This is a genomic window from [Scytonema hofmanni] UTEX 2349 (genome assembly GCF_000582685.1).
GTDB classification, from domain to species: domain Bacteria; phylum Cyanobacteriota; class Cyanobacteriia; order Cyanobacteriales; family Nostocaceae; genus Hassallia; species Hassallia hofmanni.
The window spans coordinates 1,425,144-1,449,526 of record NZ_KK073768.1; the positions used below are offsets into that span (position 1 = coordinate 1,425,144).

General features: G+C 41.8%; 26 protein-coding genes. 12 read left to right on the plus strand and 14 right to left on the minus strand.

Annotated features, from left to right (window positions below):
* Positions 1-64 precede the first annotated feature (64 nt).
* Positions 65-667 carry a P-loop NTPase family protein gene (locus TOL9009_RS0111515; RefSeq protein WP_242055606.1) on the minus strand — a complete coding sequence of 201 codons (603 nt, stop codon included), beginning with the start codon at positions 665-667 and terminating at the stop codon, positions 65-67.
* A gap of 367 nt (positions 668-1,034) precedes the next feature.
* On the opposite strand from TOL9009_RS0111515, the gene TOL9009_RS0111520 reads away from it, so the two are divergent.
* Entirely contained in the window at positions 1,035-1,622 is a 588-nt protein-coding gene (locus tag TOL9009_RS0111520) for a hypothetical protein (protein ID WP_038296297.1), read from the plus strand.
* Positions 1,623-1,769: 147 nt separating this feature from the next.
* The gene (locus TOL9009_RS0111525) at positions 1,770-2,534 is read left to right on the plus strand and encodes a hypothetical protein (protein ID WP_029632939.1); all 765 of its coding nucleotides are present in this window, start codon (positions 1,770-1,772) and stop codon (positions 2,532-2,534) included.
* A gap of 278 nt (positions 2,535-2,812) precedes the next feature.
* Here TOL9009_RS0111525 and TOL9009_RS0111530 read toward each other — a convergent pair whose 3' ends face one another.
* Entirely contained in the window at positions 2,813-3,565 is a 753-nt protein-coding gene (locus TOL9009_RS0111530) for a WecB/TagA/CpsF family glycosyltransferase (protein ID WP_029632940.1), read from the minus strand.
* Positions 3,566-4,184: 619 nt separating this feature from the next.
* Here TOL9009_RS0111530 and TOL9009_RS0111540 point away from each other — a divergent pair.
* The 4 genes from TOL9009_RS0111540 (at position 4,185) to TOL9009_RS45490 (ending at position 7,959) form a co-directional block, all read left to right on the plus strand.
* A complete protein-coding gene (locus TOL9009_RS0111540) occupies positions 4,185-4,904 on the plus strand; it encodes a response regulator transcription factor (protein ID WP_029632942.1) in 720 nt (239 codons plus the stop codon).
* A gap of 729 nt (positions 4,905-5,633) precedes the next feature.
* Positions 5,634-7,304, plus strand: a complete 1,671-nt coding sequence (locus tag TOL9009_RS0111545; RefSeq protein WP_029632943.1) for a SpoIIE family protein phosphatase — start codon at positions 5,634-5,636, stop codon at positions 7,302-7,304.
* Positions 7,305-7,307: 3 nt separating this feature from the next.
* Positions 7,308-7,733 carry an ATP-binding protein gene (locus TOL9009_RS0111550; protein WP_029632944.1) on the plus strand — a complete coding sequence of 142 codons (426 nt, stop codon included), beginning with the start codon at positions 7,308-7,310 and terminating at the stop codon, positions 7,731-7,733.
* 40 nt (positions 7,734-7,773) lie between these two features.
* Entirely contained in the window at positions 7,774-7,959 is a 186-nt protein-coding gene (locus TOL9009_RS45490) for a hypothetical protein (protein WP_144238209.1), read from the plus strand.
* Here the strand turns inward: TOL9009_RS45490 and TOL9009_RS0111555 are convergent.
* Positions 7,913-8,338 carry a ketosteroid isomerase family protein gene (locus tag TOL9009_RS0111555; RefSeq protein WP_029632945.1) on the minus strand — a complete coding sequence of 142 codons (426 nt, stop codon included), beginning with the start codon at positions 8,336-8,338 and terminating at the stop codon, positions 7,913-7,915. The two genes, TOL9009_RS45490 and TOL9009_RS0111555, sit on opposite strands and share 47 nt — an antisense overlap.
* Before the next feature lie 213 nt (positions 8,339-8,551).
* On the opposite strand from TOL9009_RS0111555, the gene TOL9009_RS0111560 reads away from it, so the two are divergent.
* Positions 8,552-9,040, plus strand: a complete 489-nt coding sequence (locus tag TOL9009_RS0111560; RefSeq protein WP_029632946.1) for a hypothetical protein — start codon at positions 8,552-8,554, stop codon at positions 9,038-9,040.
* Positions 9,041-9,123: 83 nt separating this feature from the next.
* Here the strand turns inward: TOL9009_RS0111560 and TOL9009_RS0111565 are convergent, their stop codons facing one another.
* The 3 genes from TOL9009_RS0111565 to TOL9009_RS0111575 all read right to left on the minus strand — a co-directional run bounded on the left by TOL9009_RS0111565 (position 9,124) and on the right by TOL9009_RS0111575 (position 11,517).
* Entirely contained in the window at positions 9,124-9,519 is a 396-nt protein-coding gene (locus tag TOL9009_RS0111565) for a nuclear transport factor 2 family protein (protein ID WP_029632947.1), read from the minus strand.
* Between the two features lie 16 nt (positions 9,520-9,535).
* Positions 9,536-10,543, minus strand: coding sequence for a zinc-binding dehydrogenase (locus tag TOL9009_RS0111570; RefSeq protein WP_029632948.1), 1,008 nt, complete (start codon positions 10,541-10,543; stop codon positions 9,536-9,538).
* A 173-nt stretch (positions 10,544-10,716) separates the two neighbouring features.
* Positions 10,717-11,517 carry an aspartyl/asparaginyl beta-hydroxylase domain-containing protein gene (locus tag TOL9009_RS0111575; RefSeq protein WP_029632949.1) on the minus strand — a complete coding sequence of 267 codons (801 nt, stop codon included), beginning with the start codon at positions 11,515-11,517 and terminating at the stop codon, positions 10,717-10,719.
* Between the two features lie 117 nt (positions 11,518-11,634).
* On the opposite strand from TOL9009_RS0111575, the gene TOL9009_RS0111580 reads away from it, so the two are divergent.
* Positions 11,635-13,110, plus strand: coding sequence for an amidohydrolase family protein (locus TOL9009_RS0111580; RefSeq protein WP_029632950.1), 1,476 nt, complete (start codon positions 11,635-11,637; stop codon positions 13,108-13,110).
* 180 nt (positions 13,111-13,290) lie between these two features.
* Here TOL9009_RS0111580 and TOL9009_RS0111585 read toward each other — a convergent pair whose 3' ends face one another.
* On the minus strand, positions 13,291-13,899 hold the full coding sequence (locus TOL9009_RS0111585; RefSeq protein WP_242055581.1) for a PEP-CTERM sorting domain-containing protein: 609 nt from the start codon (positions 13,897-13,899) through the stop codon (positions 13,291-13,293).
* 144 nt (positions 13,900-14,043) lie between these two features.
* Positions 14,044-14,172 carry a hypothetical protein gene (locus tag TOL9009_RS49250; RefSeq protein ID WP_260675881.1) on the minus strand — a complete coding sequence of 43 codons (129 nt, stop codon included), beginning with the start codon at positions 14,170-14,172 and terminating at the stop codon, positions 14,044-14,046.
* A 115-nt stretch (positions 14,173-14,287) separates the two neighbouring features.
* On the opposite strand from TOL9009_RS49250, the gene TOL9009_RS0111590 reads away from it, so the two are divergent.
* From TOL9009_RS0111590 to TOL9009_RS0111600, 3 genes are all read left to right on the plus strand, one after another.
* Entirely contained in the window at positions 14,288-15,103 is an 816-nt protein-coding gene (locus TOL9009_RS0111590) for an alpha/beta fold hydrolase (protein ID WP_029632952.1), read from the plus strand.
* Positions 15,104-15,181: 78 nt separating this feature from the next.
* Entirely contained in the window at positions 15,182-16,105 is a 924-nt protein-coding gene (locus TOL9009_RS0111595) for a BKACE family enzyme (RefSeq protein WP_029632953.1), read from the plus strand.
* 293 nt (positions 16,106-16,398) lie between these two features.
* Entirely contained in the window at positions 16,399-17,220 is an 822-nt protein-coding gene (locus TOL9009_RS0111600) for an alpha/beta fold hydrolase (RefSeq protein ID WP_029632954.1), read from the plus strand.
* A gap of 8 nt (positions 17,221-17,228) precedes the next feature.
* On the opposite strand, the gene TOL9009_RS0111605 is transcribed toward TOL9009_RS0111600, so the two are convergent.
* The 6 genes from TOL9009_RS0111605 to TOL9009_RS0111635 form a co-directional block, all read right to left on the minus strand.
* Positions 17,229-17,684 carry a RidA family protein gene (locus tag TOL9009_RS0111605; protein WP_029632955.1) on the minus strand — a complete coding sequence of 152 codons (456 nt, stop codon included), beginning with the start codon at positions 17,682-17,684 and terminating at the stop codon, positions 17,229-17,231.
* 79 nt (positions 17,685-17,763) lie between these two features.
* A complete protein-coding gene (locus TOL9009_RS0111610; RefSeq protein WP_199341504.1) occupies positions 17,764-18,531 on the minus strand; it encodes an HpcH/HpaI aldolase family protein in 768 nt (255 codons plus the stop codon).
* Positions 18,532-18,585: 54 nt separating this feature from the next.
* The gene (hisS, locus tag TOL9009_RS0111615; protein WP_029632957.1) at positions 18,586-19,974 is read right to left on the minus strand and encodes a histidine--tRNA ligase; all 1,389 of its coding nucleotides are present in this window, start codon (positions 19,972-19,974) and stop codon (positions 18,586-18,588) included.
* A 37-nt stretch (positions 19,975-20,011) separates the two neighbouring features.
* Positions 20,012-20,458 (minus strand): DUF3598 family protein, encoded by a 447-nt coding sequence (locus TOL9009_RS0111620; RefSeq protein WP_029632958.1) that lies wholly within the window; start codon positions 20,456-20,458, stop codon positions 20,012-20,014.
* Between the two features lie 116 nt (positions 20,459-20,574).
* On the minus strand, positions 20,575-21,990 hold the full coding sequence (locus TOL9009_RS0111625) for an aldehyde dehydrogenase family protein (protein ID WP_029632959.1): 1,416 nt from the start codon (positions 21,988-21,990) through the stop codon (positions 20,575-20,577).
* Between the two features lie 261 nt (positions 21,991-22,251).
* Positions 22,252-23,295 (minus strand): nitrilase-related carbon-nitrogen hydrolase, encoded by a 1,044-nt coding sequence (locus TOL9009_RS0111635; protein ID WP_029632960.1) that lies wholly within the window; start codon positions 23,293-23,295, stop codon positions 22,252-22,254.
* 139 nt (positions 23,296-23,434) lie between these two features.
* On the opposite strand from TOL9009_RS0111635, the gene TOL9009_RS0111640 reads away from it, so the two are divergent.
* Positions 23,435-24,379, plus strand: coding sequence for an NmrA family NAD(P)-binding protein (locus tag TOL9009_RS0111640; protein ID WP_029632961.1), 945 nt, complete (start codon positions 23,435-23,437; stop codon positions 24,377-24,379).
* The last annotated feature ends 4 nt before the right edge of the window (positions 24,380-24,383 follow it).

The following is a 24,383-nucleotide window of genomic DNA, read 5'->3' on the forward strand; positions in this document are numbered from 1 at the left end:
GAGAACTAAATTAAATGTAAACTTGTAGTCAGGACTTTAGTCCTTAAAATGCCAGAGCGATATACTAATGAATTAGTGATAACCAATTTTGTGCTTCTTCAGGCGATCGCAAGTGGACAATATTAAGATGTGCATACTCAGGTTTTTTCAATAGCAGCGAATATTGCCTACGATTTTTATAATAAGTTTGAAGCGCCCATAAAATTATTGAATCACGGCTGAAGGTAGTTTTCCAAGTCTCACGATTACCATTGCAGACTTCTTGTTTCTTCACTACCCGTTGAAATGTCCGCCAAACTAGACGACTTATCACCACCGACAAAGAATAGTCTAGCCACACAATTGTATCAGCCCTTCCCCAAACGATATCACGCACCATACTGTAATTGCCATCAACAACCCAAGTATTGCCTGACAGCGCTTGAGAAACTCTCTTTTGGAAAACATCATTCCGCACTTCCACCCAATTCGGTTCCCAATACAGATAATCTAGTTGTACATGAGGAATGGCAAGAAGCTGCGAAATTTCTCGTGCCAAAGTCGTCTTACCAGAACCGCTAGTACCAATTACAGAAATGCGTTGCGGTGAAGTCCACTCGGGGGTTGCCTGTACCGTCCCGTCGAAGTGGCGAACCCGAAGGGAGATTCGAGAAAACTCATGTTTCATTTGTTGTATAAATTTGCCAAATTACCCTTTCCCCCTCTTCCTTCATCTGCGTCTGATTAAGTAAATGTAAAATTACTGCCTTAGTTGTAAAGACTTTGTGATTTTTTTTTCACTTTCTAGAAAGATTTTTGTTCTAGAGTAACGTCTCTAGGCGTTTTCTGTCGGTAGCGAGTATTACTTAGGGCTGAGGTACTCGATAAATTATTTATGATATTATATCAGAAACATTACCGATAGTTTTGAGCGTCAAGAATACTCGGAGTGTTCATGAATATCACTTAAGAACTCTAGTTTTACACGGAGAAATAATCAATCCGATGTAGCTAGTAGCTAAATTATTCTCTAGGCAATGGTAAGGCGGGGCGTCATGATAAAGGAGGCTACTCTTCAATCGAATAAAGTACCAACGTTTGAAGACCGTAAATTCTTACGTGGAAACTACATAAGTCTTGAAAAACAAACAATAGATTCAGCTTTGCCAAGTCAAAATCAAATAGATATTGACTCTGAACAGACAGCTGTACCTAGTTGTATTTATTTGAATTTAGAAGATTTGAAATGCTTTGAAGCTGTGGAACGACAATATGAGCGTTGGGGTGTAATATTTCATAATTCTATCGCAATACAACCCTCAAACCCAGCATTTCCAACTCATTTGGGGCAGACAGTGTTGATGGGGTCGCCCAAAAGCGGATTTTTAGAAGCTACTTTCCTGCGTCCTGTCTGCTGGGTTAGTACGTTTGTCACAAGTTCGCAGCAGTTAGTACTTTGCGCTTACGATCGCCACAACCAACTACTCACCCAAACAGCACTACCAGCAGCTAATCTTGCCAACTCTGACTCGGCGCTGCCCCCCAGCACATTATTATCTTTAACAGCGAATGACATCTACCGCATTACCTTCAGCGCTTTTGATGGTCAATTCATCATTGATGGCTTTAGTTTCTGTTTTTAAAACAAAACTGTAAAAACTCCTTGACAAAACCGTTATACCAGACTAAACACAGGTATCCTTGTAGAGTATATTGATTGTAAACTACATCCCAGATATCAGTGAAAACTGATATATTAGGCAATCTATTAATTCCCTTAGGTAAACACAGTGGCAGAGGCTTCATCTTCTTGGCAGCAATTGCTCAACCAGCTTGCAAAGTGGTCGCTTTTATTCAAGACAGGGAGAGCCACAAAGCAACGAAATTTTCAACTATACCGAGAACCTGGAGGATACTTAGGGTTTTTGACAATTGTCATTGCGATGCTTTTGTGGAACTGGAAACTTCTGTTGGCAATTCTTGTCGGCGTTGGGATAATGGTTTTGGTCTACTCAATGCAGCGGTGGGATTGGCGATCGCATTGGTCAAAAATTCGTAAATTGTTCAACAGTCCCAACCGTCGGTTAGCTTTATCAGTTACAAGTGGCGGTATTGCCACCCTCAGCACTTACATGGCTGCTGCGATTTGGGTTGACTCCAACAGTCCTTGGATTGCTGCGGGTGCAATTTTGCAAGCTTTGGGCACACTGTTAACTATAATTTTATTAGTGTGGCAAATCGTCAGCTTTTACAGCATTCGAGAAGAAGAGCAACTAGATCGGTTATTGCTCACCTTGACAGAACAAGACCCCCTCAAGCGTTTGATTGCCCTGCGTCGGCTGACCAAATTCGTGACCAATAACCGCATTGACTCTTCTGTACAGCAAAATATTATCGAATGCTTGCGACTTTTTATTAGTCGAGAAGAAGAAGTCATGATTCGCGAAGCTGCTTTTGAGAGTTTGCAAGCACTAGATTTAGTAGAACACATATCATCCAGTCCCGCAACTCCTTTAAAGCCTCTCTCCGCCAAAGTCAAACAGCATACATATTAGTTAGTTGATGGTTGATATTGGTGGTTGATGGTGGTTAGTTGATGGTTGATGGTTAATAGTGGATAACTGTTGACTTTTGACCATTGACCATTGACCATCAACTATCAACCATCAACCAACTACTGTTGTTCCAAATACCGCCGTCACCTTAGAAAGGTGCGGCTACTCGAACAAAGCCTGCCTTCGCAGGCTAAAGAAATCCAGCCTGCGAAGGCAGGCTTTGTTTGTATAGCCCCAGACTTCCAGTCTGAGGGCTATTTCTTGGCGCAGGGCGATTATTAACTAATTGCGCCTCTTGCCGTTAACCGATAAACTACAGCTTTCCAAGCAAATTCCGGCAAAGCTAACATGCGGCGCCAGCGCCAAGGTTCTTGATAAAGCCGATACAGCCATTCGAGATTATTATCTCCCAACCAAGCAGGAGCGCGAGATTTCGTCCCCGACCAAATATCAAAACTACCACCAACACCGATCCAAATGGCTTGCGGACACAAATGTCGGTTTTGAGCAATCCATAACTCTTGACGCGGGACTCCCAAACCGACAAAAATCACTTGAGGCTGTAATTGACTAAGAGTTTGTCGTAATTTTTCTTCTTCTTCTGGGGAATGATAACCAGAGTGAGTACCTGCTATACGCAATTTCGGTAATTGAGAAAGCCAAAACTCTGCCGCTGTTGCAGCCACTTTTGGCGCACCTCCATAGAAAAACACTTTTGCGTCAGTATGACGCTCAAGTTCTTGCAACAGTTTTTCTGATAGCTCAATTCCTGGACAACGTTGTACTTTTTGCCTTAATAGTAACTGTAAGTATAGAACTACCCCCGCTCCGTCTGGAATTACTAATTCAGCAGCTTGAATCACCTTAGCTAAAGACGTATTCCGTTCTGCTTGCATAGTCATTTCTGCATTTAGCGTTACCACATGAGCTCCCTTACCTTGTTGCAGTCGTTCTAGCAACCAGTTCGGATAGTTAGTCATTAAATGAATCGGTAGCCCCAAAACCGAAAACACTTTATAGGGTTTAGACATAGCCAAGTAATCTAATCTCGTCCCAATCGTAGTTAAGCGTAGCTAACAGTAGCTATAAGCATCTTTTGAATGATACTTTTTAAAATCAATCAATTGTCCGCCTATGCGTTTCCCATTTACCCTAATTTCTAGTCGCGTGGCGGATTGTACTACAACCCTACCCGTAGCACCTTTACAATAAGCAAAATCACCAGTTTTCCAGCTATGGGGATGTTTTTTGCGAGGTTCTGAGCATGGAAAGCCAAACTTGTTTACCCGGCACAACCTCACACCAAGTCCATCGAACGATAGTCTATCAAATTTGTTCCTCTCTTCCCCACCAAGAGCGCCAGTCGGCTCAGGGTCAGAAACCTCCCCACGGAGAAAAGCTCCCAACTCCCTATTCTCCCATGCCCGATTCCCGTTAAACTAATTGATATTGAGTGCTTCTATTTGTGGCAAAGTTGCCCTGATTTTATTGTTAGTCATGTTCGCATCAAGAAGAAATACCTAAAATATAGGCAATCTTCTTATGTATCTGACTTACAAAGCACCTTTATCTGTTTTAAAACTGCATCTCGTAGGACTTTTAGTAAATTCAATTTTACAGTTAAAGTAGTGTAACGGGCGAAAGTTGATTATGAGTAAAATTCGTGTGGCTCTGATTGAAGATCATGACCTAACCCGTGTGGGTATTAAGACAGCACTACTACAAAAGGATGAAATTGAAATTGTCGGCGAAGCTGCAACTGCGGCTGAAGGAATGAAAATGTTAAAAACGTTACATCCCGATGTCGCTATTATAGATATTGGTTTACCAGATAAGGATGGCATTGAGCTAACACGCGATGTTAAATCTAGTGGTAATAAAGAAAACTTAGAAATCAAAGTGTTAATTTTGACATTGCGGGATAATAAAGAAGCGGTGCTAGCGGCTTTTGCGGCTGGGGCTGATTCCTACTGTATGAAAGATATCGGGTTTGATAATTTACTCGAAGCAGTGCGAGTGACTTACAATGGCAACTCTTGGATCGATCCAGCGATCGCTCGCATCGTTTTACAACAAGCACAACAAAATCCACCCAAGCCAGAAGTGCCATCAGTAGATAGTAAGAGTTTTGCCCTCAAATCTGATTCTCTCGAAAATGATGAAATTATTGACCCATACACCCTGACAGAAAGAGAGTTAGAAGTGTTACAGTTGATTGTCGAAGGTTGCAGTAATGCATTAATCGCCGAAAGACTATACATTACCGTCGGAACGGTGAAAACTCATGTCCGAAATATTTTGAATAAGCTATGCGCTGATGACCGCACCCAAGCGGCAGTCAGAGCCTTGCGTTCTGGTTTAGTGGGATAAAGTTAATTGCAAACCCTGGCAAACTTTGGCGATTAAAGGTAAGTTTACAGCTTTGAGGAATTTATACCTTCAAAGTGGGTATCTTCAATAAAGTAACCTTCCCCCGGAAGAGAGCACGGGGGGTTTCACCAAAAGTTCAGAGGTGTATAAATGCTGACTTTTTTATTGTTTTGTTAATTATCGGTTGAGATAAATAAAGTAGCATCTGCTACATAAAATCTAGACAAAGCTAGACATTACTTGACGTTTCAACGGGAGCATGGAAGCAGTTATCCCTTAACGTCCACAAGACGGTTTAGCGCAAGCGTATTGCATATTTTTGGAGATTTTGAGATGTATTTAAATCTCGGTGGGCATCCTAGTGAACTACCCCACAGTAAGACGGACGGGGCTTCCCAATTCATCGGGAACAGCCTCCAGAACTTCGTAGTACTAGAAAGTCTGACGTTCCCTCCAAGGGCAGGAGTCCTGGTTCCCAAGACCCAAATCTTTCTCTTGCGACACTTACCTATACAGCTTGGTTTTCGCTTACGGCATTGGTGGTCAAGACCCAATAATTCTATCAGAAAATTTTGGTGCTTCGTCATACATCCAGTATTTGTTTTTGCTTCAGCAAAAAAACAATACTGGATGCAATCCTCACCCCACGCTCACAATCCCCACCTTATAAGTACATTGAAGGTGGGGACTTCCGCGACACGTTAAAGAATCTGAAATATAAAATCAAATATGAGTGAGACAGATGTAGGCAAACTAAAGCTCATGGTGCTGGATGACGAGCCAGATAACTTAGATTTACTCTACCGCACTTTTAGGCGAGATTTTCAAGTATATAGAGCAAGTCACGCACTAGAAGCTATCGAAATTTTAGACAGAGAAGGCGAAATGGCTGTAATTATCTCTGACCAAAGAATGCCAGAGATGAACGGCACAGAATTTTTCAGTCGCACGGTAGATCGCTTTCCGGATACGATTCGGATTTTGCTGACAGGCTTTACTGATGTGGAGGATTTGGTAGAGGCAATCAACTCCGGTCAGGTGTTTAAGTATATCATTAAACCCTGGAATCCGGAGCGCCTCAAAGCAATAGTTGGGCAAGCGGCTGATACATATATGGTGTTGAAGAAACGCACCCACGAGTTGCGTCGCGCTTTGCGGCGAGAATCTTTGTTTAATGCGGTGACTACAGCAATTCGCGAGTCTCTGGATTATAGCAGTATGCTGCAAAAGATTGTCACCACCATTGGAGAGACATTTGAAGCCACTTGTTGTTTACTCAAACCAGTGGAAAGCGATCGCCTCACCCTAGATGAGTTTTCTTACCAAAACCCCAAAGTTCCCATCAATTGCTGCACCTTTGACCCCAGCTTGTTGATTGAAAAAGTTCTTGAAACCCATCAATATCAGGTATCTACAAATACACAAGACGGCTGCTGTTATCAACTAGTTGTGCCTATAAGCTATCAGAAACATTTGCTAGCAGTTCTTGCCTTATATCAAAAAGGAGGTGATCGCACTTGGGGAGATGAAGATATCCAACTAATTGCCGGAGTCGCCGAACAAGCAGCTTTAGCCCTCTCCCAAGCAAAACTCTACCAACATCTCCAAGAAAAGCAACAACAAATCAGCACCGAGTTAGAAGTTGCCCGCCAAATTCAAAATAACCTCCTGCGCCAAAGCTTACCTGAAATCAAAGGCGCGAAAATTCAAGCTTGCTGCTACCCCGCTCGCGAAGTAGGAGGAGATTTTTTTGAAGTTTTTGCTCATCCCAAAGGTGATTTGTGGTTAGCAGTCGGTGACGTTTCCGGCAAAGGTGTCCCAGCGGCTTTATTCATGTCAAGTGCTATTTCCGTTTTGCGCCGCGAATTATCTGTAGAATTGCCACCGTCGCCAAACGTAATTATGCAAAATCTCAACCATGCTTTGTCTGAGGACTTGATCAGCAACAATTGCTTCATCACCCTCGTCTTAGCTTGTTATACCCCCACCACTAGGAAACTAATTTACGCAAACGCCGGTCACATATATCCCATGCATTGGACAGCAGGGGCAAATTTGGCAGAAAATCCCAATTATCTCAAGGTACGCAGCATTCCTTTAGGTATTTTACCCAAATGGCAAGCACAGTCTGGTCAATTACTTCTTTCATCTGGAGATACCTTGTTACTTGCTAGTGATGGTATTACTGAAGCAATGGTCTTAAACCAGACGCAGTTAAACAAGAAAACTGTGGATGGCACGCAGCCAGCTACCCATTCTATGTTAAATCAAGAAGGTCTTTGGCAACTCTTAAAAAGTGAGCCTAAACCACTTTCTCTCAACCATTTGCTAGCCCGCATCCAAGCAGATAACAACGTTCAAGAAGATGACCAAACTATTCTCTCACTGGAGGTTATGTAAGCAATGAAAAGTGAGCTTCATGTACCAAGTGACTTAAAGTTTTTAAGCATTGTGGAAACCTGGTTGTTAGGATGCTTACAAATCCATCTAAAAGAGACAGTTGATTGGTCAGAGGTATCAAATCGTTTGCGGCTAGCGTTGGTGGAAGCTTACTCGAATGTAGTACGTCACGCTCACAAAGATCAGCCCAATGCGCCAGTTTTAATTCGCTTGGAATTCAAAGACCATAACATAGCCTTAGAAGTTTGGGATCGCGGTAACGGCTTTGATATGTCCAGCTACTTTCCTCCCAACCCACTGGACAAACAAGAAGGTGGTTATGGTTGGCTGATTATGCATCGTTTAATGGATAAAGTAGAATACCAGTTGCAGTGTGATGGTGGTAACTGTCTTAAGTTAGAAGTCACTCTGTCTGAACTAGATAAATAAGCCAGAAAATTGAAAAAACTACAATGTTGGGCATTGGGCAATGGGCATTGGGCAATGGGCAATGGGCAATGGGCATTGGGCAGGTGAAGTTCACAAATCTTCTTTTTATTCCCCTTTTCCCTTTCCTCCTCTTCAAATTCCCACTATCAACTATCCACTAACTCCTAACCCGTATCCTGTCATCGTCGCAGATTTAGCAATTCTTGAGGAGAAGCTAAAAGTTTGATTTTGGTAAATTGAATTTGCCGTTGTTGGTTGAGGATAAACAGCCACATGACGTTGACACCGCACCAAGTAGTTTGTGCTTTTCCACTTACGTGAAATTCGATTTGATTATTATCCAAATTTTTGGCTATTTCTTGACAGGGTTCCGCTTTAATGCCTTGAGCTTCTTGTTTTAAATAGGCTGCGATCGCATCTTGCCCCACAATACCAGATTCAAAAGGCGGTTGGATCACACCATCCGACGCAAACAAGCGAGCAACCTCATCAAACTCTCCTGCGTTTAAACTTTCAAAATAACGCAGTATCACAGGTTCAGTAATTCCCTCTATCTGGAATTTATCAGCTTGGGTAGTAACAATAGTTGATTTTTCGGAAAACATATGTTAATGACGGTAGTGATATAAGTGAAGATTTCATCAATCTAGAATTAAAAGCTACAGAAAACCTGCTACTAAAGAAGTATTTTAGAGAATGAAAAAAGCCGTACTTAGTTTTTTTGCATCTCCTGTTTTTGTCTAGCAACACGCTGATTACAGTGGCAAATGAAGAGTAGTGTTAGGATATTGTAGTCGGCGCTCTAATTCCCGCTGTAAATGGACAAAGCATTAGATGAAACGCTTTCTTTTCAGATTGCTCAAAGTGTAAAAAGCAAAGCTAGAACTCCGTTTGACAATGCTTACAAAGCAGCATTAGCCACTGAGGGAGCAACTTATGTGCAAGGCTTTTTAGTTATTGGTCGCAAGTCTTACAAACCGATTGAACATGCTTGGATTGAGTTAAGCGATACCGACTGCAACGACTCTGTTGTCAGCATTATCGATCCTACCCTACCGCACCTGAATAAAAACGAGCAAGAATTCTGGTACTTTCCAGCACAAAGCTTGAGTGTGAAAAAACTGAAAGCGATAATCGAAGAATCGAAAGAAGATTATCCAGAAGACGAACCGCTACCAGTTTATGGTGCAGCACCTTATGAATATTATGGTGATGTAATGTTAGGTGGTAAAGACTACTTAGATGCATATCAAGCAGCAGAAGCTAAGTCTCAAGAATTGAATAAACCAAACCTCGACGTTAACTAACAACTAACATTGTACAGACGCGATGTTTCTCGCGTCTCCATCAACCAACAACTAACAACTAACCACTAACCACTAACAACTTTTTAATTCGATTTACCATCACTACCAAAGTATTCTCGATAGCCACAAATTTTATCTCCCCGCACATCAAAAGCAACAGCTACGCGATTTTTATAAGGTTCTTTGTACATCATTCCCTCATCGCGGAACTCAAAAATCACCGTCTTTTCATTACTAGTAACGCTGTCTAAAGTGAGAGTTAACCCCGGACTGAAGACTTCATTAACATAATCGAAAAAAGCTTCAGCTTTCTGTTTACCGACATTTAAGCCGTGGTATTTTCCTATCGGAAACCAAAAGCTAAAGTCTTCAGTAAGCATATCGAGAAAGGAGTTCCACTCCCCTGTTGCTAAAGCGTGTTGAAAGTGGCTGAATGCTTGATGTGCAACTTTCAAAGTATTTTCTGATTTTTCTGCCATTGTCACCACCGATTGACTAAAATCTGACAACTACTTTGCCACAATTTTTACCAGTAATTAAATATTCCACAGCAGCAGGGATGGATTCTATGCCGTTGAACTGAGTTGAGTCAATGGCAACTTTTAGTTTGTCTGTATAGAACAAGTTTAACAGGCGATCGCGTGCTTCTGGTATATATTCTTTATAATGAGGCATTAAAAAACCTCGTACAGAAGCAGCTTTCCACATCAGTTGATGATAGATTCGAGGTTGTAGCACCTGTTCTACATTTAGAGCATATTCGGAAATGTAGCCAATAGTAACTAAACGTCCGCGAATCGCTAAATTTTCAACGCAGGTATCGAAAACTTGTTTACCGACACATTCAAAAATTAAATTAATGCCATTGGGGTATTCTTGTTTGAGGATTTGGTTGAGGTTTTCTGTACGATAGTTGATAATGCGATCGCACCCCAATTTCTCTAATAATTGTGTCTTTGCCTCGGTGCTACAAGTACCAATGACATGATTACCTGCTAAAGAAGCCAATTGCACCGCAATATGACCGGTTCCCCCTGCTGCTGCTGTCACTAAAACCACTTCATTACTTTTCATCTCTCCCACTTGTTCCAATGCAACTAAAGCTGATACACCTGTAGGCATTAGTGTTAGTACTTCTGGTGTTGCTTGTTGCACCTTCACCGTTAAGTTTGCATCGATAACCTGATATTCTCGATAACCACCACCAAGCGTTGTGGTTATGACAGCATCACCAATTTGAAAATCTTTGACATTTTCACCCATACTGACAACGTTTCCCACTGCTTCCACACCTAAATCAAAGGGAGGAATTAAGTGAAAATACGGAACTTCGCCACGACAAAGTAGAGTGTCAAAGCCACCATTAATGCCAGCCAATTTGTTTTGAATTAAAAGTTGATTAGCAGCAGGTTTGGGAATAGGAATTTCGACAATTTCAACCGCAGATTTAAAATCTTGGTTAAGTTGCTTTGCTATTAACTTTCTGTAGGTTTTTATGCTCATTTACAAATCTGAAAACGTTTTGCTATTTTAATCTGTTTAAATTATCTTATTTATTCTGGAATATTGTCATTTAATTAATTTACCTAGCCAGTGTGGAGACATTTCAAAACATAGGATTTTTAAGAGAAGCCAAAGAGTTTCTATTCAATTAGTTTCCCCAGCCAGATATTATATTAAGCTTCTAAAGCTTTATCCCACTCTAACTGATGAGCTAAACCATACTTAATAAAATCTTCTTCTTTAGCTTTATCGCTTTTACCAAAAACACCTAAACTGTAAGGATTCTCTTGCATACGTTGTGTGACCTGCTCTTTCTCAAATCGGATAACTTCCTCTCTAGGTTTATCCGGTTTAAAAAAGTCTACAACCAAGACAGTTCTATCATAATTGGTGTAATTATGCGGACAGTGTGGATAGCTGTGATCTAAAACCAGGAATTTTCCTTCATGCCAATAAAGTTGATCGTGGCATATTTTCATAGCTACATCTCCCTCTGGTACAATCAATCCTAAATAGCCACGATTCATGTGAGGGTTATAGTTCACATGTAGCTTGATATCCAAGCCGGGATGAAATGTACCAAAGTAGACATTTCTGATAATATCATCATCGCTAAAGTTGACTTTTTCTATTACTTTAGCTAAAGAAGGAAAGTATTTCTCTCTTAATGCCAGTGCTTTTTTTGATACATCATCTGATTCATAATCAGGATATTGTATTTGATGGAATTGAATATATTCTTCAATAAATAAACCTTGAAATAAAATACCAAAAGCAGTGTATTTTGCATTACCTTTGGTTTTAATAGTTTTACTTTTAGGACCCAGAATATCGTAAGTTAATTTTAACTCGTCATTAGATGCTTGCTTCATAAAGCATGTAAACTCATCTCTAATGACTTGCCAGTTATCTTGAAAACTTTTAAGAAAAGTAAATTCATTTGGGTCTATATGATACTCATTAAAACTTTCCATTGTCTTTTCTCCTGAAGATGATTTGATAAAAAACCGTTATATAATGATGGGATTTGGTCTTCGTCTCGATTCGATGTTGTAATTCCTAACTAAACTCATTTTACTGTGAGGTTTACTGTGTCTGAAAGTCCCGTATTAGATCAAATTATCAAAAATGTGCGGGTAGTTCGTCCCCATCATGATGCTGTCGAACTACTTGATTTAGGAATTAAGGATGGGAAATTTGCTCAGATTGCCCCTAATATTAGCCCAGAAGAAGGCAAAGAGGTATTTGATGGCAAAAACTTGCTGGGCTTTCCTGGGGTCGTGGATGCCCATATGCACATCGGTATCTATCAACCTCTGGATAAAGATGCTGTGACTGAAACCAAAGCAGCCGCAATGGGGGGAGTAACAACTAGTCTAAATTACATCCGTACAGGGCAGTATTATCTTAATAAAGGTGGTTCTTATAAAGATTTTTTCCCAGAAGTATTAGCGTTATCCGCAGGTAATTTTTTTGTAGATTACAGCTATCACGTTGCACCGATAGCTAGCCAGCATATCGACGAAATACCTTTACTGTTTGAAGAATATGGGGTATCTTCATTTAAAATCTTCATGTTTTATGGCGGATATGGGTTGCATGGTTTGTCAGACCAGCAAAATCTATTTTTAATGATTAATAAAGAGGAACGCTACGACTTTGCCCATTTTGAATTTATTATGCGTGGTCTAACTCGCTTGATGGAAAAACATCCAGAAGCGCGAGATACTATCAGCTTAAGTTTGCACTGTGAAGTTGCAGAAATTCTCAACGCTTATACTAAAATAGTTGAAAATGATTCTAGTCTTAGTGGACTTCACGCTTATAGTGCAGCGCGTCCCCCTCATTCCGAAGGATTAGCCATTTGTATTGCTTCCTATTTGGCACATGAGACTAACTGTGCAAATATCAATTTGTTGCACCTGAGTTCGCGTAAAGCAATGGAAGCAGCTTTAACTATGCAAACTGCTTTTCCTCATATCAATTTTCGGCGCGAAGTTACTGTTGGACATCTACTATTAGATGTTGATACTCCCAATGGTGCTTGGGCAAAAGTTAACCCCCCTATTCGTCCCCGTGCTGATGTGGAATACTTATGGCAAGCAGTACTTAATCATCAGGTAGATTGGATAGTTAGTGACCACGCTTGCTGTTCCGCTGAACAAAAAAGAAGTGCTAAAGACCCCAATAATATTTGGTTAGCAAAGTCTGGTTTTGGGGGTACAGAATATTTACTTTCTGGTGTATTTAGTGAAGGTAGTAAGCGAGGAATGTCTTACAATCACATGGCTAAGTTGCTATCGTGGAACCCATCCCGACGCTTTGGTTTGTTAGAAAAAGGTGACATTGCCATTGGTTATGATGCTGACTTGGTGCTGTTAGACCCCAACGAAACTTTTGTAGTAAATGCGGCTGAGTCCAAGTCACAACAAGGTTATACACCCTTTGAAGGTGTGGAGTTAACTGGGCGAGTCAAGAGTACCTTTTTGCGTGGAAATCTTATTTATAATAACGGACAGGTCTTGGGTTCACCCACTGGACGCTATTTAAAAAAAGGCAGAGCGTAGAAGGCAGCGACGATGTAAGAAGTATTAATAAAAACTTCAGTTATGAGTATAAAGCCCACTAAAGAAGAAAATTTATATCGAGATGCACAAGCCAGAGATACAAGGAGTCCTTGTTTCAATGCCACGTTTTTATGCGTGGGAACATAGCTGGCTTCTGCCTTCATGAACTTTTTGATGATTTTAGGAAATTTTTTCGAGCTTCTTCTCGGTGAATTTGGATGGCTTTTTACGTTTCAATGCTAAACCAGCACCGAGAGTGCCGATGGTAACTAAGCCAAAAATGGAGTTGGGTTCAGGGACGGTGATTATCCTTGCAGAAAACCTAATGGGTAACTCACTATCTTCTGGTCCAAAATTTTCAAAACCTGGTACAAGTGGTACGGCAGAAAAAACCTCTAAATAACCTGGTGGCGTTAAAAAATCCGCGAAAAACGGACTAGAATAACTTCCCCCCGATGTTAAATACCCGAAGCCGTTATTGGTTAACTGCTGAGTATTAAGACTAATTAAATTGTCAACATTAAAAGGTTCGTTTCCCGGTACTGGAGTCCCAGGAGCTTGCAAACCAGTAATTGTTTCACCATTTCGTGTACCAGTAATTCCCAAAATCTGGTAAAATCCCAAATCGTCAGGGGTATCATTAGTGGTGAAAATACCGTTTGCCGCGATGCCAGTACCAGAATAATTCCAGTTCCAATTTAACGCAGAGGCGGCTTGTATTGTCCCGAAAATCAATCCAGATGTAGTGGCAAGAACTGTGGCAGATAGTAGAGCTAGATTTTTCATCATTAGTGTAATCGTGGATCTTGTAGGTTGAGTTAAGCTACAGCGCAACCCAGAAACAAGAGTAGTTTAGCACCAATTTATCAGTAAATCTAGCAAAATAATTACATCATTAGTTACCATATATTCCAGTAAAGGACTAAACGCCAGTCAGGTGGCAAGTTGCTTTTTGTAGAGCATTCGGGCGATCGCAACCGACCTAGAAGCCGCGCCAAGACGTGCTAAAAAGTTCAGCCTTGGTGGAATATTTACTTTCTGCGTATTTAGTGAAGGTAGCAAGCAGGGGATGTTTTACAATCAGGTCAATGCAATTGTTTAGCGATCGCCAATACGCCAATAATAGTTGTATTCTCAGTTACGGTACTACGACTGGCATAGTCAGGAGTATAAGAACATGAGCCAACGTATCAAAAGAGCATTTTTAGACACAGAGGATGGACAAATTCTTTACCGTATGGGTGGAGAAGGCGAACCTCTACTTTTACTGCACATGACACCCCGCAGTAGTGATGAATTTCGAGAATTGATGCCTATTTTGGCTCCCAAAAAATTAGTAATTGCAATGGATTTAATGGGGTTAGGTGATTCTGACAAGCCTCCCAGAGTTTATTCAGTTGCAGACTATGCCAAAAATGCGATCGCTCTTTTGGACGAATTAGGCATAAATAAGACGAGCATTTTCGGTAGTCTTACAGGGGGTTATATTGCCGGAGAAGTGGCAGCAGCTTACCCTGAAAGAGTTGAAAAACTCATCCTCTGCAATGTAGTTGGATTTGACGAAGAGGAAAGAGACAAGATTTTAAAGATATATTCTCAAGGGTCTCAAATTAAAGAAGATGGCTCTCACCTGATGGAAAGATGGTTAGCTCGTACCAGTTACGTTGGACAGGGAAACTTAAATCACCGTTGTGTTTTGGATGATTTGAAGTGCTTTGGCTCTCCTGTATACCCTGGTGTGGCAGTAGCAAACTATTGTCTTTCTGCCCCAGAAAGATTTCGTTTGATAAAGTCTCCTACTTTGATTTTGTCAGGGGAAAAGGCGTTAGAACCGTTAAAAAAAGCTGGTTTAGCCAAAGCTGAGAATCAATCTTGGCTCCAGGAAGTAATTCCTCATAGTCAAAAAGTCGAACTAGAAGGCGGAACGCTTTGGATGATCAATCAAATGCCGGAGGAAGTATTAAAAGTAGTAGTTGATTTTTTGGAAAAGTAGTAAATACTTGTGCAAAGAATATAACTATTTAGCTAGTAAATATACAAGTTAATTTGCCACCTATTTAGAAGGAAGACAATGAACCAGGAATTACCACTTATTATCGAGTGTCGTTGTAACGAAATAACCCATCGCCAGGACAATCCTGCTTTGCCCTACAGTCCAAAAGAGATCATCCGCGAAGCAGTTCGTGCCTGGGAAGCAGGGGCTTCGATTTTTCATTGGCACGGGCGAGATTCAGAGACTGGGAAACCGCGCAACGAAGTTGAACTATATCTTGAAGTGATCCAAGGAATTCGCGAACAGACGGATCTCCTAATTCATCCGACGCTTGGCTACATTACACAGAATCAGGTAGAGGATCGCGTCCGGCACATCTTAGCAGTGAATGACGATCCAGTGCTGCGGGTTGACATGGTACCAGTAGATTTCGGGTCGCTCAACGTGGACTTCTGGAATCCCCAGGTGAAACAGTTTACTAGTTATGACCAAGTGTACATTAATACCCGCGAAAATCTTAGGGCGGTGCTTGAAGTATTCAAGCAGCACAATCTCTACGTCAGTTCAGTCTGTTGGGACGTAGGGCAAATGCGAACAGCGCGTTGCTTCCAGGAAATGGGACTTCTGCCACGGGAAACGCTGTGGGAGTTTGTCTTTACTGGGGAAGTTATGCCGGCAGGAGCTGCGCCGACTATATCCGGTTTGCAGGCGTTTGTGGCTGAAGTTCCTGCGGGTAATCAGTGGTTAGCACTTTGCTGGAATGGAGACGTGATGAGGGTGGCAGCCTGGGCAATCACCCTTGGCGGACACGTCGGAATTGGACTTGGAGATTATGCTTACACTCGCTTCGGTAAGCCGCATAATGGCGAGTTAGTGGAAAAGGTTGCGAAGATGGCGCATACCCTCGGTCGGGAAGTTGCGACGCCAGCGCAAACCCGCGAGATTCTGAAGATGCTGCCGCGAGCTTCCCGAAGACAAGAGTTACAGGTAACTGCCAACTAATACAATTCACCCAAACCCTGATACATATAGATTTCTCGTAGGGGCACATGAGCATTGCTCATTGGTGTCAATTTAAGGTAAAACCCCAGTCCCGCAAGGAAATGAATTTCCTTGCTAATAGCTAAAGTCATCTAAAGATGACTAAAATAATGTGAAAAATATAATAGTAAACTTCAGTTTACTTTAGCTATTAGCCCTGAAATTTATTTCAGGGCGGGTGAGAAAGCCAACATAAATGTAGGGTGGGCAATGCTCGCCCTAATGGGAAATATAAATGCGATCGCACAAAAATAATGAAACAAAAAATTAAACGAGCTTTTTTAGACACAGAAGATGGACAGATTCTTTATCGAATCGGCGGTGAGGGTGAACCTCTGCTGTTGCTGCACATGAACCCCCGCAGTAGTGATGAATATCGCGAACTTATGCCCATCTTTGCTCAACACAGACGAGTCATAGCAATGGATTTGATGGGGTTTGGTGATTCGGATAAACCGCCCAGAATGTACACAGTTGCCGACTACGCGAAAACAGTTATTGCTCTTTTAGATGAATTAGGTATAGAAAAAACGAGCATCATGGGAAACCATACAGGTGCTTTTGTGGCTGGAGAAGTAGCAGCAACTTATAGCGATCGCGTTGAAAAACTGATCTTAGGTAACGTAGCTGGTTTTGGTGAAGGAGGACAAACACAGCTATTCAGAATGTTTGAGGAAGGTTTTAAAATCCAAGAAGATGGCTCTCATCTCATGAAAAGATGGTTAGCCCGTTCTCGATACGTAGGCTCTGCCGAATTAAATCACCGTTGGGTTTTAGACGATTTAAAATGTTTTGGTCATCCTTTGTATGCAATTTGGGCTGTAGGCAATTACTGTCTTGATGCACCAGAAAGATTTCGTTCCATTGATTGCCCAACTCTGATTATCTGGGGAATGGATGATGTAAAAGAATTTGAAAGACTGAGTTTAGCAAAAGTTGGCGATCGCTATTTTCTTTCCCAAGCAATTCCTCATGGCAAAGTAGCTGAATTTGAACAAGGAACAATTTGCATGATGAATCAGATACCTGAAGAAGTTTCCAAGGTAGTAATCGAATTTCTGAACAATTCAGAATAGTTCCGCCTCTAATTTTCTAGAATTGCTGTACACTTAATCTCTACGATTAGTCCTGGTGTAGATAAAGCAGTTATACCAACCCCTGTCCAAGTAGGGAAATTATTAGTGAAATAGCGATCTTTTACTTTGATAAACAGTGGCAGATGTGGAATAGTAAACTGTTGTTGTTCTGAAGCATTAGAAGGCTGAACTTGCAAATTGCCGAGATTGACACCTGTAACATGATAAGTAATCATCTCTACCACATCGTCAAAAGTGGCTCCTGCTGCTGAAAGTACCTTTTTAACATTCTCGAAAGTCTGGACAAATTGCGCTTCCGTTCCCTCTACTACCTGTAAATTTTCATCGCGTCCCACCTGTCCTGAGATATATAATGTATTGCCTACCTTAATGCCAGGGCAATAGTGATACTTTTCATATAAGACTTCCATCCCTTTGGGAATAATAACTTCACGAGTATTCACGATCTAAGTAACTCCACACTTTTTAAACTGAAAATTTTGGCGTTGCTGAATTAAGGGATGATTTAGCAACACCAAAATTTTAACTTCTCATGGCAGCGACAATCGAACGCGCCGCATCGGATAGCAACCAGGCATCACCAGCAGGTGTCACGAAATCATATCCCTTAGCGAACAGTTCGCGACCTCCTGCGGCATTGCGACTAATGCCCGCAAGCCAACAATCAGGGGTGGAGCGGACTATCGCTTCAGCTTCCGCCATCAGTCGGTCAAGTTCTGAATTATCGTAAGTGCCAAACTTGGTCAGTGCAGCAAAATCGTCTGCGATATCTGCCGTAAGATCGCCTGGTCCTAAAAATACCATATCGATCCCGTCAACTGCGGCAATTTCCTTAACATTCTCGAAACCCCGACGGGTTTCGACGATAACAGCTACAAGTAGGTTCTCTCGATAATTGGCAGGATACTCTAGCTCTGCTAAACCCCAGTTGGCTGCTCGGCTCTCCGGATAACCAACACCTCGGTGTCCGCCATGAGGTCGATAGCGGGTTGCAGTGACAATTGCTCGCGCTTCATCTGCTGATTCTACCGTTGGAACGAGTATACCTTCCACACCCATGTCTAAGGCTCGCTTAATATAGACTGGATCGTGTGAAGGTACACGCAAAATGCAGGTAACATCTGTCGCTTGGGCGGCGCGGAGTTGTTCTACTAAAACACCCATCTCCGTAGCGCCATGTTCGTGGTCGATGATAAAAGCATCGAATCCACACATAGAAAGAAGTTCTATTGAGTCACCGTCTGAGAAAAAAATCCAGCAACCGATTGGTTTGGAATCGGTTTGGAGCATTTTCTTCAGTCTATTAGGTCTGAACATAATTCGTTATACGACAAATTAGCTTCATTATTGCAGCCTCCGTTTAACTTCCTCTGGCAAATTAGCTAATCCTACTTCTACTTGCTCACCTGTTTGCAAATCTTTGAGTGATGATTTTTGTGCTGCTGCTTCTTCAGAACCAATAATTACACAAAATTGAATTCCTTGCTTTTCAGCTAACTGAAATTGTTTGCCTAAACCTCGTTTGTCAAAGCTAGTTATAACATTAATTCCCGCCTGACGCAGATTTTGTGACACTTTCAAATAAATGGGCATCAAATCCTCTTGCATATTCACAACCATCACTTGCGCTGGAGTAGCAGCTAAGGAATTAAGAATACCAGCTTTAAGCAAGCGACTAATTAAGCGAGTTAAGCCAATGGAAATGCCTACACCAGGCATTTTCTCACCTAAAAATGTTCCAACCAATTCTTCATATCTGCCACCAGAGCAAATACTGCCTAAGGCTTCATGTCCTAATAAAGTTGTTTCGTAAACTGTTCCTGTATAATAATCTAGTCCACGAGCGATCGCTAAATCAATACAGAAACGATTTTCACTCACTCCCAAATTACGAACACCAGAAATAACCGTTTCTACTTCCGTAACTCCGAGAGTAAATTGCTCGGCTTCTGGCATTGTTTCAGCTAAATATTTGAGCTTATCTAATACCTCGTCAACTGTGCCCTTAATTTTAATAAATTCGATAATTTTTTCAGATTGCTCTGCGGAAATTTCCTGTTTTTCTAAATCCTGTTTGACCTTACTTTCCCCGACTTTTTCCAGCGTGTCAATAATCCCAATACAGGATTTTATTTGATTTGCGGCAACTCCTACAGTCTGAAAAAAACCTGTGAGAATTTTCCGATTATTGATGCGAATCAGAAAATCACCAATATTAATTGCCTCAAATATCTCCGAAATAATTGCCGGCATCTGAGCATCATAAAGCAAGCTGAGTTCCCGACGAGCAACTACATCAATATCGCATTGACGGAACTGCCGAAAACGCCCATCTTTTGCTCTTTCTCCCCGGAAAACTACGTCCATTTGATAACGAGCAAAGGGAAAGGTCAATTCATTTAAGTGACGGGCAATATATGCCGCTAGAGGAACTGTTTGGTCAAATTTTAAAGCCCGTGCTTCTGAACCTGTTTCCCCTGCTTTATCCCTCTCAGCTTGGCGATTTGGTGGCAAGATGGGGTCAATCCCATAAATAATATTATCACCTTGATTACCTTTGGCTTGCAACACTTCTAAGCGTTCTACTGCGGGAGTTTCAATCGGTGTAAATCCATAACTTTCAAATACCTTGCGGATGATATCTAGCAAATATAATTCTAAACGCTTTTCGCTAGGAAGAAATTCTGGAAAACCACTAGGAGTAGAAAAATTGATTTTGTCAGCTTTTGCCATGCCTTTAAAAAATTAAAACTTCAAAATGCCAATTAGCTTATCGTAGCCGTTCTTCTTGAATTAGGGTACGTTGAAAAATTTGATGGTTCTTAAACCAGTGCCAAGTGCGAGCGCGATAGTTATTGTCAGGGCTAATTAGAATCATTTCATATAAAGACATTTCTGGCATTGTCTTATAAGAAAACCATAAAATCACAGTTGAATCGTCTGCTTCCCAGGCTTTTCCTTGTATGCGCTCTGTATCAAACCAAAGTTTTTTATCGTGATAGGTTCCGGGAAACTGATGTTCTTCGTATTTACCATCAGACCATGTGTAGCGATTAACTTGGTAGTAGGGATAAGAACCGTTTTCTGGAAACTGACAGGTTAAGTGAGATTCATGCTTGTCGAGGATTTTTCCTTCTATATCAACGACTGTATACGTACCTACCCAATTTCCTTCATGACGGAAAAGAACAGGCATTTCTTCTTTGATGGTAGACATAATAAAACTCCTATTTTTCTTGTTGTCTTTGGGTTGTTTACTTGTTTTTCTGTGGCAGACACTTCCCTCTCTGGGGCAAGCTGATGCGCGTCTTAAAATCTAAAATAGCCCTGGCTTTATTGGTTATTAAACCACCAAGGGTCGCTAACAGTGTTAGTTTTCACTAAAAATGCTTTTTTCCGCATGAATCGTGTTAGCGCGGCTGCTCCCATACGCGATCCACCCATACCGGAGAATTTAAAAGCATTTTTTTCACCCTCGTGCATGACGGCAGTGAGTCCAGCATCGTTGATACTGATAGCACCTGCATCTATCTGCTGTGCGACTTCTAAAGCTTCTGCTTCCAAGCCAAAGACAGCAGCACTTAGTCCATAGATGGTATCGTTGGCTAATGCGATCGCTTCTTCAATTGTAGAAAAAGCCATCACCGGCATAATTGGTCCAAATGTCTCTTCAGTCATCACTGTCATCGAATGGTTAACACTTGTGATAACTGTTGGACGACACCACCAACCACCATTTAATTGCTCAACTTCCCCACCGCAGTGAATTACTGCTTTTTTAGATACTGCGTCTTGGAGATGGTCTTTAATAATCGCTGCTTGTCTTTCGGCAATAATCGGACCAATTTCGCCATCTTCAATTTTAGGATAAGCCAGTCGTAGGCGATAGGCTTTAGTTACAAGTTGATGGTAAAACTTATCAAAGATAGATTCAGCAACGTAAATTCTCTCAATCGACAAGCAAGATTGTCCGGTGTTGACGACGGAACCCCACAAAATTGCTGATGTTGCTAATTCTATATCCGCTGATTCTAAGACGATCGCCGGATCTTTTCCGCCTAATTCCAAAAAAGCGGGAATGAACTGTTTAGCTGCGGCTTCTGCTACTTTTCGTCCGGTGGCTACACTACCAGTAAAGCACACCAGATCCACATTCTCAATTAATTCGGCTCCAGTTTCCCCTGCACCCTCAATAAAAGTTAATATGTCGCGCAATTTAGGAACAGTGCTAAGTGTCGCTAACAGGGGTGCCATGAAGCGGGGAGTAATTTCACTGGGTTTGACAATGACAGCACAACCCGCTAGCAATGCCGGAATCGTATCAATTGTAGACAGCAATAACGGAAAATTCCAAGGGCTAATCACCCCAACTAAACTATAAGGAACCGCTGTTTGTTGCAGTTGGATAAAAGGTATTGCTGTACCTTTTTCAAAGTCTTGTAATAATTTTGGCGCTAATCCACACCAGCGATCGATGCTGGAAAGGAAGGAATCAATTTCCATCACCGAGATTGATAATCTGCCAGTATCGGTGACTAAAGCCTCTGTGAGTTTGTCACGTCCAGATAATATTACTTGTTTCCACTGCTGTAAGGCTTCAATTCGCCCTTCTAGACCTTCTTGGAGCCAGCTTTTTTGCGCCCTCCGCAGACGGCTACATTGTTGAACCAGCAGTTTGGAAGGCGTCGGTATAATCACGTAATCATACTTTCCGGTTCGGGGGTTGCGAATTTCGATTGGTTTACTCATTATTGGGTATGGGGCATTGGGCATTGGGCAATTTGAGGAGGGGAAAAGGGTAAAGGGAAAAGGGAAAGGGTATGGAGTCATTTAAAATCAGTCGAAGAGAAAAGAAAATATTTCTACATGAGTCCCTTTCCCCTTTCCCTTTTCTCCCTCTTGCTTGGGCATTGGGAATTGGTAATAATTCTTCCCTTTTCCCTTTTCCCCAGTCCCTAATCCCCAGTCCCCAGTCCCCAGTCCCTAATCCCCAGTCCCCAGTCCCCAATCTCAAATTATTCCTAATTTGCCTAAACGCTCGATAGTTTCTTGCTGTGTTTGAATAAAGTGTTTGCGGTCTACTTCTTTATCCAGCATAGTATTTGGTGGGTAGAAATGCGACTGGCGGTAACTTTCGGCATATAGCTCAAATCGCTGCCGTGAAAGTAAATTATTTAACCCAGGTCTGCGGCGATCGCGTCGTAAAGCTGCCAAATCAATCTCGGCAAAAGCTGCCATACTCTCACCTACACTTGCCTCTGCTAAAACAATTCCTCGATGGTCAATAATTTTAGATCCTCCATCGGTGGATGCAATCGGAATCGGGATATTTGCGATGCCTGCTGTATTGCTTGAGACTAAATATGCCATGTTTTCTACTGCACGGCTGATTTTTGCCGCATCTTTAGGCGTTAACATCTTGCTATAAACTTCTGATGTCGAATGCAGAAAAATCTCTGCTCCGCGCATAGCTAGACAACGCGCCACTTCTGGATATAAAATTTCTTCTGATGCCAGAGCTGCCAAATTACCGATCGCTGTCTTCGCTACCGGAAAAACACCCTCTAAGCCGTAGCAATCTAGATATTTATCCCAGACATCGTGGGGAGTGGGGGCAAACATCGAATTCAGTCGTCGATAACGCAAGACAATTGACCCAGAGGGGTCAATAACAAAGCAGGTTTGGAAGTACAACCCTGGAAAGTTGGGGTCGAGTTCGTAAGCGTTGCCTGCCAAGAAGATATTATGTTTTTGGGCTATTTTACCAAGAGCTTCATACTCTGCACCAGCCATTTCCAAACAGGCTTTTTCTGCCCAGACAGCCAGGGACTCTCCCATCGGAAAGCCTGTGAGAAAGTATTCTGGCAGGACAATTAAACGACAGTCAAAGCCAATAAAAGCGATACTGGCAGCGATTTGTTGTGCCAAGCGGTTGATAGTATTTTGTATTAAAGAACGCGCTTCTTGGCGGTTAGTTGCCTGATTCACCGCCTGACACTTAATTTGAAGTGCCAATGCACGAAATGAGTCTATATTATCAATATTAGTTGCCATGCTACTTGCTTTATCCAATATTTCATAAAAAACTATTCAAATAAAAAAGCATTGTCTACATTAGGTTGCTGCGAAATTATTGTTTGTCTCTGCTTTCTTTGTCTAAACTTAATGTAAACGAAGAACTCTAGGTAATAGCATGTCAGATTCTGGTGCTACAGAGTCGAAAGTTGGTAAAGTTCTGCTCATCGGCGTAACTGGTGGCACTGGTGGTAATGTGATCAAAGGATTTCGCGAACAGCAACTTAGTAACCTGCGTGCCATAACTAGAAAAATTGACCTGAATCGTCCTTCTCTATCGAAAATGAGCGAGGTTGGAGTTGAGTTGGTTGAAGCCAATTTAGACGATGAAAACTCCCTCGCAGCAGCTATGAACGGTATTTCGGCTATTTATTGCCATGCTACTTCAGCTGACTCTGCCAAACCTGATCCGCTAGAAGTTGAGAGGGCAAAGCGGGTTGCACAAGCGGCAAAACAAGCCGAGATTAAGCACTTTGTTTATAACTCCGCAGGTGGTGCAGACAGAAATTCTGGAATTCCCCACATTGAGCAAAAGTACAAGGTTGAGCAAATTCTCTCTTCAGCCGACTTACCGACAACGATGTTACGAGCGTGTTTGTTTATGGAGGAGTTTTGGAAAAAGTACACGCGCCCATCGATACTTAAGGGAGCTTTCCCATTTTCGATTCAGCCTGACAAGCCTTTACATTTGATTACAACTATAGATATGGGTCGCGTTGCTGCTTACGTGATGAAAAATCCTGATAAGTACATCGGTCAAGAAATTGAACTTGCTGGGGATGTGCTGACTCCAAAGCAACTTGCGGAGGCATTTTCTCAAGCGCAGGGGACAACTGTTGTTCACAAAGAAACACCTGCGTGGATATTCTTACTTCTATTTCAAAAAGAATTGTACGCTTTGATTCAGTGGTATCGCCACAAGGGTTATCAAGCTGATGTGCAGCACTTGCGTCAAGAGTTTCCAGGACTTTTGACGACATTCGATGAATTTCTGCAACAAACCAACTGGGCAAATAAGGAACTTACTTACGAGAGTCTTTCAGGATTGGGCAGTGAAGAGTAGGGTG

Excerpts from the sequence above, each read along its gene's own strand:
- TOL9009_RS0111635 (WP_029632960.1), bottom strand. The coding sequence starts at position 23,295 with ATGGCAACTAATATTGATAATATAGACTCATTTCGTGCATTGGCACTT.
- TOL9009_RS0111585 (WP_242055581.1), bottom strand. The coding sequence starts at position 13,899 with ATGATGAAAAATCTAGCTCTACTATCTGCCACAGTTCTTGCCACTACA.
- TOL9009_RS0111595 (WP_029632953.1), top strand. The coding sequence starts at position 15,182 with ATGAACCAGGAATTACCACTTATTATCGAGTGTCGTTGTAACGAAATA.
- TOL9009_RS45490 (WP_144238209.1), top strand. The coding sequence starts at position 7,774 with ATGGGCATTGGGCAATGGGCAATGGGCAATGGGCATTGGGCAGGTGAA.
- TOL9009_RS0111515 (WP_242055606.1), bottom strand. The coding sequence starts at position 667 with ATGAAACATGAGTTTTCTCGAATCTCCCTTCGGGTTCGCCACTTCGAC.
- TOL9009_RS0111575 (WP_029632949.1), bottom strand. The coding sequence starts at position 11,517 with ATGGAAAGTTTTAATGAGTATCATATAGACCCAAATGAATTTACTTTT.
- TOL9009_RS0111550 (WP_029632944.1), top strand. The coding sequence starts at position 7,308 with ATGAAAAGTGAGCTTCATGTACCAAGTGACTTAAAGTTTTTAAGCATT.
- TOL9009_RS0111570 (WP_029632948.1), bottom strand. The coding sequence starts at position 10,543 with ATGAGCATAAAAACCTACAGAAAGTTAATAGCAAAGCAACTTAACCAA.
- TOL9009_RS0111600 (WP_029632954.1), top strand. The coding sequence starts at position 16,399 with ATGAAACAAAAAATTAAACGAGCTTTTTTAGACACAGAAGATGGACAG.
- TOL9009_RS0111640 (WP_029632961.1), top strand. The coding sequence starts at position 23,435 with ATGTCAGATTCTGGTGCTACAGAGTCGAAAGTTGGTAAAGTTCTGCTC.
- TOL9009_RS0111560 (WP_029632946.1), top strand. The coding sequence starts at position 8,552 with ATGGACAAAGCATTAGATGAAACGCTTTCTTTTCAGATTGCTCAAAGT.
- TOL9009_RS0111520 (WP_038296297.1), top strand. The coding sequence starts at position 1,035 with ATGATAAAGGAGGCTACTCTTCAATCGAATAAAGTACCAACGTTTGAA.
- TOL9009_RS0111620 (WP_029632958.1), bottom strand. The coding sequence starts at position 20,458 with ATGTCTACCATCAAAGAAGAAATGCCTGTTCTTTTCCGTCATGAAGGA.
- TOL9009_RS0111530 (WP_029632940.1), bottom strand. The coding sequence starts at position 3,565 with ATGTCTAAACCCTATAAAGTGTTTTCGGTTTTGGGGCTACCGATTCAT.
- TOL9009_RS0111540 (WP_029632942.1), top strand. The coding sequence starts at position 4,185 with ATGAGTAAAATTCGTGTGGCTCTGATTGAAGATCATGACCTAACCCGT.
- hisS (WP_029632957.1), bottom strand. The coding sequence starts at position 19,974 with ATGGCAAAAGCTGACAAAATCAATTTTTCTACTCCTAGTGGTTTTCCA.
- TOL9009_RS0111555 (WP_029632945.1), bottom strand. The coding sequence starts at position 8,338 with ATGTTTTCCGAAAAATCAACTATTGTTACTACCCAAGCTGATAAATTC.
- TOL9009_RS0111590 (WP_029632952.1), top strand. The coding sequence starts at position 14,288 with ATGAGCCAACGTATCAAAAGAGCATTTTTAGACACAGAGGATGGACAA.
- TOL9009_RS0111565 (WP_029632947.1), bottom strand. The coding sequence starts at position 9,519 with ATGGCAGAAAAATCAGAAAATACTTTGAAAGTTGCACATCAAGCATTC.
- TOL9009_RS0111625 (WP_029632959.1), bottom strand. The coding sequence starts at position 21,990 with ATGAGTAAACCAATCGAAATTCGCAACCCCCGAACCGGAAAGTATGAT.
- TOL9009_RS0111610 (WP_199341504.1), bottom strand. The coding sequence starts at position 18,531 with ATGCTCCAAACCGATTCCAAACCAATCGGTTGCTGGATTTTTTTCTCA.
- TOL9009_RS0111545 (WP_029632943.1), top strand. The coding sequence starts at position 5,634 with ATGAGTGAGACAGATGTAGGCAAACTAAAGCTCATGGTGCTGGATGAC.